This is a genomic window from Nocardiopsis yanglingensis, from assembly GCF_045809185.1.
In the GTDB taxonomy this organism is placed as follows: Bacteria; Pseudomonadota; Gammaproteobacteria; order Xanthomonadales; family Xanthomonadaceae; genus Stenotrophomonas; species Stenotrophomonas yanglingensis.
Genome location: NZ_JBJNRH010000001.1, coordinates 154560 through 168076 on the forward strand (window position 1 = coordinate 154560; position 13517 = coordinate 168076).

General features: G+C 68.5%; 12 protein-coding genes. 8 read left to right on the plus strand and 4 right to left on the minus strand.

All coding sequences use genetic code 11. The annotated features are described in order from the left end of the window. Nucleotides 1–5 precede the first annotated feature (5 nt). Nucleotides 6–392, minus strand: coding sequence for a DUF4440 domain-containing protein (locus ACJ7C5_RS00685; RefSeq protein WP_412702788.1), 387 nt, complete (start codon nucleotides 390–392; stop codon nucleotides 6–8). After that, nucleotides 392–1750 (minus strand): MFS transporter, encoded by a 1359-nt coding sequence (locus tag ACJ7C5_RS00690; protein WP_412702789.1) that lies wholly within the window; start codon nucleotides 1748–1750, stop codon nucleotides 392–394. The genes ACJ7C5_RS00685 and ACJ7C5_RS00690 overlap by 1 nt, the downstream gene beginning before the upstream one ends. 105 nt (nucleotides 1751–1855) lie before the next feature. On the opposite strand from ACJ7C5_RS00690, the gene ACJ7C5_RS00695 reads away from it, so the two are divergent. Then, nucleotides 1856–2752 carry a LysR family transcriptional regulator gene (locus tag ACJ7C5_RS00695; RefSeq protein ID WP_412702790.1) on the plus strand — a complete coding sequence of 299 codons (897 nt, stop codon included), beginning with the start codon at nucleotides 1856–1858 and terminating at the stop codon, nucleotides 2750–2752. Nucleotides 2753–2855: 103 nt separating this feature from the next. Here ACJ7C5_RS00695 and ACJ7C5_RS00700 read toward each other — a convergent pair whose 3' ends face one another. After that, nucleotides 2856–5651 carry a beta-glucosidase family protein gene (locus ACJ7C5_RS00700; protein WP_412702791.1) on the minus strand — a complete coding sequence of 932 codons (2796 nt, stop codon included), beginning with the start codon at nucleotides 5649–5651 and terminating at the stop codon, nucleotides 2856–2858. A 337-nt stretch (nucleotides 5652–5988) separates the two neighbouring features. On the opposite strand from ACJ7C5_RS00700, the gene ACJ7C5_RS00705 reads away from it, so the two are divergent. Together ACJ7C5_RS00705 and ACJ7C5_RS00710 are read left to right on the plus strand one after the other, a co-directional pair. Then, nucleotides 5989–6423 (plus strand): VOC family protein, encoded by a 435-nt coding sequence (locus ACJ7C5_RS00705; RefSeq protein ID WP_021204492.1) that lies wholly within the window; start codon nucleotides 5989–5991, stop codon nucleotides 6421–6423. Nucleotides 6424–6744: 321 nt separating this feature from the next. Beyond that, nucleotides 6745–7425 carry an AraC family transcriptional regulator gene (locus tag ACJ7C5_RS00710; RefSeq protein ID WP_412702792.1) on the plus strand — a complete coding sequence of 227 codons (681 nt, stop codon included), beginning with the start codon at nucleotides 6745–6747 and terminating at the stop codon, nucleotides 7423–7425. 9 nt (nucleotides 7426–7434) lie between these two features. On the opposite strand, the gene ACJ7C5_RS00715 is transcribed toward ACJ7C5_RS00710, so the two are convergent. Continuing rightward, nucleotides 7435–8313, minus strand: coding sequence for a sterol desaturase family protein (locus ACJ7C5_RS00715; protein ID WP_412702793.1), 879 nt, complete (start codon nucleotides 8311–8313; stop codon nucleotides 7435–7437). A 191-nt stretch (nucleotides 8314–8504) separates the two neighbouring features. Between ACJ7C5_RS00715 and ACJ7C5_RS00720 the strand changes: the two genes are divergently transcribed. The 5 genes from ACJ7C5_RS00720 to ACJ7C5_RS00740 all read left to right on the plus strand — a co-directional run bounded on the left by ACJ7C5_RS00720 (nucleotide 8505) and on the right by ACJ7C5_RS00740 (nucleotide 13517). Continuing rightward, entirely contained in the window at nucleotides 8505–9410 is a 906-nt protein-coding gene (locus ACJ7C5_RS00720; RefSeq protein WP_006373549.1) for a LysR family transcriptional regulator, read from the plus strand. 92 nt (nucleotides 9411–9502) lie between these two features. Continuing rightward, entirely contained in the window at nucleotides 9503–10153 is a 651-nt protein-coding gene (locus ACJ7C5_RS00725; RefSeq protein WP_097049205.1) for a DsbA family oxidoreductase, read from the plus strand. A 35-nt stretch (nucleotides 10154–10188) separates the two neighbouring features. Then, on the plus strand, nucleotides 10189–11196 hold the full coding sequence (locus ACJ7C5_RS00730; protein ID WP_094000855.1) for a cyclase family protein: 1008 nt from the start codon (nucleotides 10189–10191) through the stop codon (nucleotides 11194–11196). A gap of 287 nt (nucleotides 11197–11483) precedes the next feature. Beyond that, nucleotides 11484–12098 carry a translesion DNA synthesis-associated protein ImuA gene (gene imuA / locus ACJ7C5_RS00735; protein ID WP_014037572.1) on the plus strand — a complete coding sequence of 205 codons (615 nt, stop codon included), beginning with the start codon at nucleotides 11484–11486 and terminating at the stop codon, nucleotides 12096–12098. A 9-nt stretch (nucleotides 12099–12107) separates the two neighbouring features. Next, nucleotides 12108–13517: a Y-family DNA polymerase gene (locus ACJ7C5_RS00740; protein ID WP_412702794.1), complete on the plus strand. Its 1410-nt coding sequence runs from the start codon at nucleotides 12108–12110 to the stop codon at nucleotides 13515–13517.

Genomic DNA, 13517 nt, shown 5'->3' on the forward strand with positions numbered 1-13517 from the left:
ACCGGTCAGGCCACCGGCACTTCATGCAGCGCCAGCCAGCGCCAACGGCCCTCTTCCTGCCGCAGTACCGCCAGCGACTCCCGCCACGCGACTTTCCCTGCACCCACGGCATGCCCTTCGCGATAACGCAGCACGGCCAGCGGCAACGGCGCGTCCATCGCCTGCACGGCGTCGATGGAAATCTGCAGGCCTGGGCGCGCGCCATGACCACCCGCGAACAACGCTTGGACGGCCTGCCGATCCAATCGGCGTCCGGCGATGCCGACCATGCTGAAGTCCGCGCACAAATGCGCCATCAGATCCTCCAGCGCGTCGGCGCGCATGTCGGCACGGAACCAGGCCTGCAGCTTGTCGTGCAGGTGGTGGATTTCATGTTCTGCGGTGGTATCCATCAGGTGTTCTCCGGTTGCGAAAAGGTGGTCCGCTGCGGTCGATGCAGCAATGCCATCGGTAGCAGGGTCAGTACGGCGGCCAGCCCCAACGCCACGCGCGTGGCGTTTTCCGGCAGCCATTGCATGGTCAATGCCAGCAGCAGCGCGATGGCGGCGGTGCCAAGGCAGAAACTGAGCTGGCGATTGAGGTTCCAGAGGGCACTGGCATCGCCCAGCGCTTCACCCTCCACGCCTTGGAAGGCCAGCGTCTGCGCCGTGCTGCTGCACAGGCTGCCGCCGGCACCCATCAGCGCGAACAACAGCGCGGCCAATGCGAAGGCCGGCTGCGGCAGCAGCGCCATCAACAGCAGGCCGCTGGCCTGCAGGACCATGCCCGCACGCAGTACCCTGGCTGCGCCGAAACGGGCCAGCAGGCGCTTGCTGGCTGTGATCGCAATGGCCGAAGCCAGCGCCCACGGCAGCATCAACCCACCGATGCGTGCCGCGCTGTAGCCGGCCTGGTGCAACTGCAGGGTACTGACCAGCTGGCTGCCGATGAACACACCGGGCACTGCCAGATAGACCAGCATCGCCAGCCGCAGCCCACGATGGGACAGCAGCGACCAGCGCAGCAGTGGCTGCGCCTGCCGCCGTGCATGCCGCAGGTGGGCCGCCGCCAGCAGCAGCGCGACCAGCAGCAATACGGCACCTGCGCCGCGGTGTCCGGACTCGCCCAGCCAGGTCAGCGCCAGCAGCAGCGCGCCCAGCGCCAGCATCGCGGTGGACAGCGCATAGGCCTGCAGGCGCGGCGCACTGCGCGCGCCATCGGCCGGCATCCACGCCAGCACCAGCCCGATCGCCACCACCGCCAAGGGCAGGCTGGCCCAGAGCACGCCGCGCCAGGACAACCACTGCACCAGCAGCCCACCGAGCGCGGGCGCCAGTGCCGGTACCAGCAGCGCAACCAGCAGGATGCGGCGGGTCAGCGCGCCACGCTGGTCCGGCGTGCACTGTCGGTACGCTGCCGCCTGTGCCACCGGAATCAGCAGGCCACCGGCCAGGCCCTGCAGCAGGCGCCAGCCCAGCAACCAGCCGATACCCGGTGCAGCGCCGGCCAGCACAGCGGCAGCCGCGAACAACAGCAATGCCACCAGCAGCAGGCGACGCTCGCCACAGCGCGCGGCCAACCAGGGCGCCAGCGGAATCACCACGCTCAGACCCAGCATGTAGGCGGTGCCCACCCAGGCCAGGGTGCTGATATCGGTGTGCATCTCCGCTTCCAATGCCGGATAGGCCACCGTGGCGATGAACATGTTGACCAGATCCAGGGCGAACACCAGCAGGAAGATCACCTCATGGCGCAGGCGGGGGGACGGCATCGGCGGCGCTCCAGCAGAGAAGCCACCAGCATGCCGCCCGGGGCTTGTTGGAAAAACACGACGACAGCTGCAACACTGTCAAATCTATTTTGACAATGGATCGCCATGGTCAGCCTCGATCGCTTCGATATCTTCCGTGCCGTGGTCGACGCCGGCAGCCTGACTGCCGCGGCTGATCGCCTGGGCCTGAGCCGCGCGGTGGTCAGCTTCAACCTGAAGCGGCTGGAGCAGGAACTGGGCGTGACCCTGCTGCTGCGCAGTACTCGCCACCTGGCGCTGACCGACGCCGGCGAGCAGTTCCTGCAGCACTGTGTGCAGGCACTGGATGCAGCACAGGCGGCGATTGATGCCGCACGCCGCGACCAGCATCAGCTGCAGGGCGTGCTGCGCCTGACCACCACCCCGGAGTACGCGCAGCTGCGCCTGATTCCCGCACTGGAAGCCTTCCGTGCTCGGCATCCGGCCCTGCAGTTGCACCTGTCCACGTCACCCGCGCCGGCGGACCTGATTCCCGAACGCTTCGACCTGGCGATCCGGCTGGGACGCCTGCCGGATTCGCAGCTGCATGCCAGCGAGCTGGAACGGCATCCGTTGTGCGCGGTCGCCGCACCGGCGCTGCTGGCGCGCCTGGTGTCCGCCGACGCCGCCGATGATCCGGTGCAGGTCGGTACCCTGCCCCGTCTCGGTTATCCGCGCCTGGCCGATGTACCGGTCATCGCCGCCGACGGCAGCGAGGCCCTGTTCGCCACCAATCCCGGCAATGCGGTGGTGCGCGTGGATAGCGCCAGCAGCCTGCGCGCCTTCGCCGTGGCCGGTGCCGGCGTGACCGTACTGCCGCGCTGGCTGATCGAAGACGACCTCGCCCAGGACCGGCTGCGGCCGATCCTTCGCCAGCACCGCTTCCCGCAGCAGAGCGTGTACGCGGTCTACCCGCACAGCACACAGCCCTCACCGAAGGTACGGCAGCTGATTGATTTCCTGCTCGGGTGGTTCGGTAAATGAAAAAAGGGGACGGAGGGGATTAAGTCGTTTATGCATAAACGACTTGATCCCCTCCGTCCCCTTTTTCTTTGCATGGCCCCTTGCGGGGCCATGCCTTCAAGCCTCAGCGCAGCACCTGCTCCACCAGCTGTACGTCCACCGTCTGCAGCGGCTCGGCAGCGTTGCGCGACAGCTGCACCTGGTAGGTGCCGCCGTCGATCTTCCACTGGCGGGCCTGTGCATCGTAGTGAGCCAGGGTCTTCGGCTCGGCTTCGATGCGGATGCGGCGCTGTTCGCCCGGCTGCAGGTTCACCTTGTCGTAGCCGATCAGGCGGATCGGCGTGGTGCTGCCGGCCGGCAGCTTCAGGTACAGCTGGGCCACGTCGGCACCAGCGCGCTTGCCGGTGTTGCGGATGTCGACGCTGGCGACCAGGCGCGAGCCTTCCACGCTCACCTTGAGGTTTTCATAGGCAAACGAGGTGTAGGACAGGCCATGACCAAAGGCGAAGGTCGGGGTCAGGCCCTTGGCTGCCATCCACTTGTAGCCGACGTTGGCGCCTTCGATATCGAAATCGAACACATCACCGAACGGCTTGGCCGGCTTGAAGCCGAGGCCGTCGATGTGCGGGCGAGGCAGCTGCGATTCATCCGTCACCCAGGTCACCGGCAGGCGGCCGGACGGATTGACCTGGCCGGTCAACAGCGCGGCAATGCCTTCGCCACCGCGGATGCCCGGGTACCAGGCCTGCAGCATCGCCGGCACCTGCGCCAGCCACGGCGTGCGCACCGGGCCGTTGGTTTCCAGCACCAGCACGGTCTTCGGGTTGGCCTTGGCCACGGCCGAGATCAGGGCATCCTGATTGTCCGGCAACTGCATGTCCGGCAGGTCCACCGATTCGGCCGCCCACTGGGTGGCGAACACGATGGCCACGTCGGCCTGTGCTGCTGCCTTGGCCGCAGCGGCGGCATTGGTGCCATCCACATACTCGATGGTTGCATCCGGACGCGCCGCACGCAGCGATTCCAGCGGCGAGGACGGGTGGAAGATCACCGGCCCCGGCCAGGTGGTCGGCAGCACGCCCGGCACCGCGTTGGTGCCCTTGGCGGTCACACCCACCATCGACGAACCACCGCCACCGATCACGCCCTTGTCGGCGTGGCCGCCGATGATGACGATGCGCTTCACGCTGTCGGCCAGCGGCAGCAGGCTGCCTTCATTGCGCAACAGCACGCTTCCCTCTTCCACCGTGCGCTGGGGGACGGCGAAACCGGCCTCGGCATCCACCTTCTGGTGCTGCGGCGGGTTGTCGAAATTGCCGTGCAGGAACATCGTACGCAGGATGCGCGCCACCATGTCGTTCAGGCGCGCCTGCGGCACCACGCCACCGTGCACGGCCAGGCGCAGCGGCTCATCGAAGAACACCGCCGCATCGAACACTTCACCGGCCGACTGCTGGTCCAGGCCGGCCAGCGCCGCCTTGGAACCGCTGTGCACGCCGCCCCAGTCGGACATCACGAAACCGGGGAACTTCCATTCCTGCTTCAGCACCTGGTTCATCAGGTAGCCGTTCTCGCAGCCGTAGGTGCCATTGATCTTGTTGTACGAGCACATCGCCACGCCCGGGCGGCCAGCCTCCAGCGCGATCTCGAAGGCCAGCAGGTCCGACTCGTGCATGGCCTGTTCGCCGATGCGCACGTCGTGGAAGTTGCGGCGGGTCTCCATGTCGTTCAGCGCGAAATGCTTCATCGACGAGATCACGTGCTGGCTCTGCACGCCCTGGATCAGCGCGCCAACCATCGAACCGGCCAGCAGCGGGTCTTCGCCGGCATATTCGAAGTTGCGGCCGTTGCGCGGGTCGCGCTGCAGGTTGACGCTGCCCGACAGCAGAATGTTGAAGCGCTGCTGCCACGCCTCGCGGCCCATGGTCGCGCCACCGGCAAAGGCAACTTCGCGGTTCCAGCTGGAGGCCGTGGACGGGCCCGACGGCATCGCCGTGGCGAAATCGCCCGGACGGATGCCACCCGGATTGGTCACGCCGACGCCGGCATCGGCCGACTGCTGCGACGGAATGCCCAGGCGCGCCACGCCGGGCACGAAACCGGCCGAACCGACCGCACCTTCCGGCAGCGGACCACCATCCTTGCCCAGCCCAAAGTAGCTGTGCAGCATCTGGAACTTCTCATCCTCGGTCATCGCCTTCAGCAGCAGCGCAGCGCGCGCATCGGCGTTGAGGGTGGTGTCCATCCACGGCGTGTTGCCGTGCTTGTCGGCGGCATAGGCCAGGGTCAGCAGTGTGGCGCGCAGGGTGCTGCCTTCCACCTTGAACGGTGCACTGCTGGCGGCCTGGAAGCCGTCGCTGAAATAGCTGGCATCCGCTTCCAGCGCCACACGCGCCGGATCGAAGCCTGCGGCCTTGGCCGATTCACCGGCCACCGCGCCGAGCAGCACCGCCGGTGCACCCAGCCGCGAACGCGTGACCAGCGCCGGCAACTGCGCGGCACCTGCACCGGCATCGGTGTAGACCGCTACGGTGTGGCGACCATCGTCCAGGCGCAGGTAGTTCAGGCCCGGCTGGTCGGGGCCGGATTCAGCGGCGATCGGCAGCCGGGTCAGCACGGCCTGGCCGCGCTGGGTCTGGCCATCGTCCTTGCCGGCGGCAATGAAGCGGTACTCGTAGCCCAGGCCGTCGGCCAGCACCTGCAGCGGATCAACCTGGCCGATGCCGCGCTGCACCTGACGCACACTCACCGCGTCCACCTGCAGGGTCTTCAGCTGGGCGGCCAGGGCCGGCATCGCTTCGGCGGTCGGCGCCTGTTCCAGGGTCAGCACCGTGAACGCGGCGGGGTCGGCCCAGGCCGGGGCGGCCAGTGCGGCAGACAGGGCCAGGGACAGTGCAAGCGGCTTTGTAAACGTTTTCATCAGCGGGCGTAATTCCGTTGCCAAGGCAATCGGTCCAGGGAAAGTGCCGCCGAAGGGTGCAGCGTTCATGCCGCACAGGGGTTGCCAGGCAACGTCCCGCAGGCCGAAGGACGGGCCGGTCTGCGCCTGGGACCCTCCTCCCGGCGTGACAACCTGCCTGTCCGGGCCGCGCAGGGCGACCCAATCATGTGAAGATTGTGCGAGGGCGTTCACACCTGTCAACAGGACCTAAGTCACAGGGGCAACCTGGCCTTCGGTTATCAGTCCATCACCGGCGGTCATCAGCGCGCCGCGCGAGGCTGCTGATAATGAGGGTCCCTGGCCACGAACCGAGCCCATGACCGTCCACCGCGACTTCGACCATCTCTGGCGTGACCGCTGCGATACGTCCAGCCAGCGCGCGCCACGCGTGCTGATCCGGGTGTTCGTGGCACCCGGTGAGCTGGAGCGCAGCGTGGCGTTCTACGAGCAGTTGCAGGGTGTGGTGGCCGATGCGGGGTTCCCGTTTCCGGAGGCTGGCCTGCGTCTGGCGATGGTCGGTGCGTTTCTGTTGATCGAGGGCAGCGAGGCGGCGCTGGCGCCGTTCACTTCGACCACGGGGACGCTGCTGGTCGATGACGTTCGGCCCTATCACGACAAGCTGGTGGCGGCTGGCGCCGAGATCATCTTCCCGTTGCAGGTGGTGCCCACCGGGGCGGCATTCAATGCGGTGCATCCCGATGGCACGGTGGTCGAGTACGTGCATCACCGGCCCGACCCGCACGGGCGGTGAGGTGACGGCCGGGCTGCGCCCGGCACCCGCGGTAGTGCCGGCCGCTGGCCGGCAACCTCAGAAGCAACAGCCGAAGCAACAGCGGGCTTCCTGTGGGGTGGCGGGGCACTGTGGGTCTGCGGGGACGGCGCAAGTACGTCCATGTAGCCTTGGTCGCCGCATCCATGCGGCTCACACCCCGCAAACCCACAGTGCCCCGCCTTCGACAGCTGGCTGGTGGCCAGTAGATCCACGCCATGCGTGGATGCTTTTCAAATCAACACGAGATATTCGATTCCGGTGGAGGTCCATCCACGCATGGCGTGGATCTACAATCCCTCCATGTCCTCCCCCGCCCTGCCCTGGAATGGCACGCTGCTGCTGGATGCTCACGTGGCCGTGCTGCAGGGCCACGCCGGTGGCAGCGATACGCACGCGCACTACGCCCATCAACTGCTGCTGAGCGACGGCGCGCCCTGGCAGGTCGAAGTCGACGGCGTGCGGCAGCAGGGCCAGCGGCTGTGGCTGCCGTCATTCCAGCCGCACGCGATCCTGTCGGCGCCGGAAGCGGGCTGCACGGTGTTCCTTGAGCCGGCGCATGCAGACCTCGAACAGATCCAGCAGCACCTGCACGCGCTGCCGGGCAACGCGCTGGAGCTGCACGACTGGCTGCCACGGCTGAGCCGGCCGCAACCGCTGGACCGCCGCGTGCAGGCAGCGCTGTCCCGTATCGCCCAGCACCTGCCCGGCCCGGTGCCGGCCGCCGACATCGCCGAGGCGGCGCATCTATCCACCAGCCAGCTGCACCGGCGTTTCCAGGCCGATCTGGCGGTGACCCTGCGCGGCTGGGTGCTGTGGCGGCGCTTGCGTGCCGCGCTCGCGCACCACCTGCTGGGGCACAGCCTGACCGACAGTGCACATGCCGCCGGCTTCGCCGACCTGGCCCATCTCTCGCGCAACCTGCGCCGCATGTTCGGCATCGGTGCCGCGCAGCTGCAGGGCCTGCAGCTGCACGCGGCCTGACACGGCCGATCACCCGCGCCTGCGCAGACCTTCCGGCAGCTCCGGCACCTCGCCATGCGGCAGTTCGCGGAACGGCGCCAGCAGCTGCCCCGGATAATCGCACGGATAGTCTGGTTGGCTGCCGATGCCGAGGTCGTGCTGCCGCAGCCGATAGCCTGGCGCATCGAAGGCAGTCCCCAGCAGGTGATCCCATACGGTCAGGAACAGGCCGAAGTTGACGTCGCCGGCGGTGCCATAACGCATATGGTGGAAGCGGTGCAGCGGCGCCCAGGCCATCACCCGGCCCAGCACGCCGGGACGCATGTCCACGTTGGAGTGCTGCAGCAGCAGCTGGATGGCGATGGCGAACGCCAACACCGCCGCCACCGGCATCGGCAGGCCCAACAGCAGCAGTGGCAGCACACCGCCCACCGCTTCGGCGGCCTGGTGCAACGGGTGCTTCATCAGCCCGTTGAAGCCGTACATGCGGGTAACGCTGTGATGCACCGCGTGCAACCGCCACAGCCAGCCGATGCGATGACTGGCGTAGTGCACCAGGGTGATGCCAAGGTCGGCGCAGACGATAGCCAGCAGTACCTGCAGAACAAACGGCCACTGCACCGGCCACAGTTGCCACGGAATGAGCGCTGACAGCAGCGGCACCGCCGCGATCGACAGTAGATTCAGGCTCTCGTTGACCAGCGCATGCAGGGTGTCACGCAGGCTGTCGCCGTGGTCGTGGTTGAACGCGGGGTCGTACGGCCAGACGCGCTCGGCGGCGAACGAGACCGCGATGGCGACCGCCAGCAAGGCCAGCAGCCATAGCGGATCGCCGTGGAGGCGGCCGACCCAGACGACGGCGGCGGCAACGAAACCCAGCAGGAACAGCGGGGCATACAGGCGGAGCATCCAGTGCTTCATGGGCAACCCGGAAAGTGAGGGGCCTGCATGCTGGCGTGGCATGCGGGTTGGCAGCTTGAACAAACGGCGCAACCCGTGGGTCCGCCGCTGCTGGATGCCCATCGTGGTCGGCACCGCGTTTGCCACATCCACCCACGGCGCGGCTCTACAATGGCGCCCTCATCGCGCCCGGGACCGGCATGGATTCCTTCAACCTGATGCGTGCCTTCCGCCGCATTGTCGAACGCGGCGGGCTGGCCCGTGCCGCCGAAGACCTGGGCATGTCGCCCGCCGGGCTCAGCAAGCAGCTGCGCACGCTGGAAGCGCACCTGGGCGTGGTACTGCTGCAGCGGACCACGCGGCGCATGAGCCTGACCGAAACCGGCCACGCCTATTACCGCGAATGCTGCCGCCTGCTCGACGAACTGGAGGCGCTGGAACGCGGCATCGCTGAACAGCGCGGCGACGTGGCCGGGCGCCTGCGCGTCAATGCGCCGCAGTCGTTCGCGCTGAGCACGCTGTCACCGCTGCTGCCACGCTTTCTGCAGCAGCATCCGCAGCTGTCGCTGGACCTGGTGATGGAAGACCGCCTGCTCGATGCGGTCGGCGAAGGTTTCGATGTGTCGCTGCGGCTGCGTGCCGAGCTGGACGACTCGCGGCTGGTGGCGCGCCGGCTGGCCTCGCTGCAGCAGGTGCTGTGCGCGGCCCCGTCCTACCTTCAGCAGCATCCGGCACCGCAGGCGGTGGACGAGCTGCAGGCGCACAGCGTGCTGGCCTACAGCCTGTCCGACTCGCCCGGCAGTTGGCCGCTGCTCGGCCCCGACGGCCAGGTGACCATCACCCTGCCGGCGCGCGTCACCGTCAACAACAGCCTGCTGCTGCGCGACCTGCTGGTGGCCGGCATGGGCATCGGCGCCCTGCCCTCGTTCCTGGCGGCACCGGCACTGGCTCGTGGCGAACTGCAGCAGGTGCTGCCCGACCACCGCTATCCGCCGCGCTTCGTGCATGCGGTCTATCCCACGTCGCGCCACCTGCAGCCCAAGGTGCGCGCGTTCATCGATTTCCTGCACGCCGAGCTGCCCGGCTGCGCTGGCCTGGATTCGTAACCGTCAGCGAAAACTGAGCTGCCCGCGGCGTGCTGTTTCAGCCACGCCGCGCTGCCTAATCTGCCGCCTCCCCTCTCCCCGATGGCAGGCAGATGTCTCCCGTTCCTTCCCCCGCCACCGCCGCGCCGGTGGTCGATTTCTTCCACGACGTGGTCTGCGGCTGGTGCTTCGTGCTGGCCCCGCGCCTGCAGCAGGTCTCGGCCGAACTCGGCATCCAGGTGCGCCACCGCAGCTTCGTGCTGCAGGACTCGCGCGCGCAGATGATCGAGGTGTTCGGCTCGATGGAACGCGCCAAGGCGATCATCCTGCGCCACTGGACCGACTGCGCCGCGCACGAAGATACCGCGCGCATCGATATCGAAGGCATGCGCGCACAGGACTTCGAGTATCCGTCCGGCTGGCTCGGCGCACTGGCCTGCCAGGCCGCCGGCATGCTCGGTGGCAACGACGCCCATGGCGCGATGTTCGATGCCGTGCAATGGGCGCACCTGCACCAGCACCGCAACATCGGCGACGCCGAAGTACTGCTGGATATCGCCGAATCGCTGGGCCATCCACGTGGCGCCTTCGCTGACCACATGCGCAGCGACGCAGTGCGCCAGCGCGTGGAGGCCGATCGTGCCGAAGCCGCTGCCCTCGGCATCCGTTCCATTCCCACCGTGATCGGCGGCAACGGCCTGCGCCTGCAGACCCTGCCGCTGCCACACCTGCGCCAGGCCCTGGCGCACCTGGTCGCGGCCTGAGCCGCACCATCCCCCACCCTGCAAGGAGACTCCCCATGACCCCACGTACCCTGGCCACCGCGCTGGCCCTGCTGCTGGCCGGCACCACCGCTTCCACCACCGTGTCCGCGCACGAACGCGTTCCCTCCGGCCAGCAGGTCGGCACCAGCCCCTGGGGGCCGAAGGACGAGATCGGCCGCCTCAACCTGATCACCGAGGCCTCGCGTGCAGCGATCCTGTCGCGGGTCAGCGGCGGCAAGGCCTATGACCTGGCCACCGAATACTACGTCGGCATGCCCAGCTGGCAGGATGCCGGCGACCCGCACTACCAGTTCTGGATGACCCACACCCCGCGCGGCACGGTGATGGATGATCCGATGGGCGTGGGTGAAACCATGAACCTCACCCGCAGCTACACCGGCACCGCGTTCTCGATGTACAGCCACACCGGCACCCACATCGATGCGCTGAACCATTTCGGCATCCACGGAAAGATCTGGAACGGCTTCGAGGCCGACAAGCACCTCGGCGACCGTGGCTGGAACGTCACCGGCATCGAGAAATTCCCGCCGCTGATCGCGCGTGGCGTGCTGATCGACGTGGCCGGCGCCAAGGGAGTGGACATGCTGCCGGACAGCTACCGCGTCACCCGCCAGGACCTGAAGGATGCGCTGGCACGCCAGCAGGTGAAGCTGCAGCAGGGTGACGTGGTGCTGATCCGCACCGGCCGCATGCGCCTGTTCGAACAGCCGAAGGCGTACATGGCCAACCCGCCGGGAATGGGCCTGGACGCCGCGCGCTTCCTGGTCGAGGACAGCGGCGCGATGATCGTCGGCGCCGACAACCTCAGCTTCGAGACCTTCCCCTCGGAGGTGTCCGACGACTACGTGCCGCTGCACACCTACCTGCTGGCCCAGCAGGGTGCGCCGATCATCGAGCTGGTGGCGCTGGACGAACTGGCCCGCGACAAGGTCTACGAGTTCGCCTTCATCGGCGGCCCGCTGAAGATCCGCGGCGGCGATGCCGCGCCGCTGCGCCCGGTCGCGTTGCCGGTCCGCCCGTAACCGGGGCCTGTGGGTGCCGACCCTGGTCGGCACCGTTTTCCCATCCACGCATGGCGTGGATCTACCGAGGCTCTCTCCAGTAGATCCACGCCATGCGTGGATGCTTTCCCCCTTCAGCAACCTGAAACCCGACCCGCCAATTTCATTAGTAATTCTACTCACAAGGCGAGTAGCATGTCCGGTCTCAGCCCCTGATACCGGCCCGTCGATACTCGCGCCATGCCTGTCGTTTCCGCCCGTTCCTGCCGCTTCCAGCCCACCCGGCGCCTCCCTTGGAGGACCGGCTGATGGGCGCCGTCGTCGCCCTCGACCGGCTGCTGGACGGCCGCCAGCTGTGGCGCGGCCCAGCCCGCCAGGGACCGGCCAGCGACCACCTGGCCAGCGGCCACCCGGCACTGGATGCGCGCCTGCCCGGCGGTGGCTGGCCGGCCAGCGGGCTGTGCGAGGTGCTGCAGGCAGCGCCCGGCGTGGGCGAGCTGGCCCTGGTCTGGCCGGCGCTGGCGAAGCTGAGCCAGCGCGACCGCCCGATCGTGCTGGTCGCCCCGCCCTATCGCCCGCATGCCCCGGCCTGGGCCGCCGCCGGGCTGGACCTGGCCCAGCTGCAGATCATCCACGCCGCGCCGAAACAGGCGCTGTGGGCCACCGAACAATGCCTGCGCTCTGCGGCCTGCGCGGCGGTGCTGTGCTGGCCGCACCAGGCCGATGATCGCGCCCTGCGCCGGCTGCAGGTGGCTGCCGACAGCGGCCAGTGCCTGGGCTTCGTGTTCCGCGAGGCGCAGGCGGCGCGCAACCCCTCCCCGGCCAGCCTGCGCCTGCAGCTCGACCACGGCCAGGTACGGGTGCTGAAGTGCCGTGGCGGCCTGCCACCCGCGCAGCCGTTGCCGCTGGCCATCGCCCACTGAGGCCGCGCCATGCACTGGGCCTGCCTGTTGTTGCCGCAGCTGGCGCTGGACAGCGTGCTGCGCCTGCAACCGGATCCGCAGCGGCCACTGGTGTTGCTGCAGGGGCCGGCACAACGTCGCGTACTGCGTGCGGTCAGCCCGTCGGCACGCGCAGCGGGGCTGCGTCCAGGCATGCTGCTGTCGGCTGCGCAGGTACTGGTGCAGGACCTGCATCTGCACGATTACGATCCCACCGCCGAACAGCACACCCGGCAGCTGCTGGCCAGCTGGGCCTATGCCTACAGCTCGCAGGTCAGCCTCGATTTTCCACACGCGCTGGTCATGGAAATCGGTGCCAGCCGTGCCCTGTTCGGCGACTGGCTGACGATCGAGCAGCGGCTGCGCAACGAACTGCATGAGCTTGGTTTCCGCCATCGTCTGGTGGCCGCGCCCACCGCGCATGCCGCGCGCGTGCTGGCCAACGTCCACGACGGCCTCGGCATCGATGCGCAGCAGCTGCCAGCGGCACTGGCGCAGCTGCCATTGCCGCGCTGTGGCCTGCCCAGCGAAGCGGTGACCGTACTCGGCCGTTCCGGTCTTCGCACGCTGGGTGCGGTGCTCGAGCTGCCGCGCGACAGCCTGGCCCGGCGCTTCTCACCCGAGGTGCTGCAGCAACTGGATGCGCTGCGCGGCCTGCCCACCGCGCCACTGCGCTACTACCAGCCACCGGACCGTTTCGATGCACGCATCGAATTCGAATACGAGATCGAATCCAGCCAGGCCCTGCTGTTCCCGCTGCGCCGCCTGCTGCTGGACCTGGCGGCCTTCCTGTGCTCGCGCGATGGCGGCGTACAGCGCTTCGACCTGCACTTCGAGCATGACCTGCTGCCGGCCAGCGTGCTGACCATCGGCCTGCTGGCACCCGAGCGCGATCCCGCGCTGCTGTTCGAGATCGCACGCAACCGCATGGAAGCGTTCGCCTTGCCCGCTGGCAGCCGCGCACTGCGCCTGCAGGCCGAACAGCTGCCACCGTTCGTGCCCGCCGCGCGTGACCTGTTCGACACCCGGCCGGCACAGGCGATGCCCTGGAACCAGCTGCGCGAGCGCCTGCGTGCGCGGCTCGGCGATGACGCCGTGCAACCGCTGGCCGTGCAGGCCGACCACCGCCCCGAGCGTGCCAGCGGCACCCAGCCTGCGGCCAAGCCTCCGTCGTACTGGCCGCTGCGCCCCGGCTGGCTGCTGGACACCCCGCAACCGCTGCGTGATCCACGGCTGCGCATCGTCACCGGACCGGAGCGGATCGAATCGGGCTGGTGGGACCAGGCCGACGCACGCCGCGACTACTACGTGGTGGAGACCGCACACGGCCAGCGCGGCTGGGCTTTCCGTGAGCGCAACAATCCGCAGGCGCCGTGGATGCTGCACGGCTGGTTCGGCTGA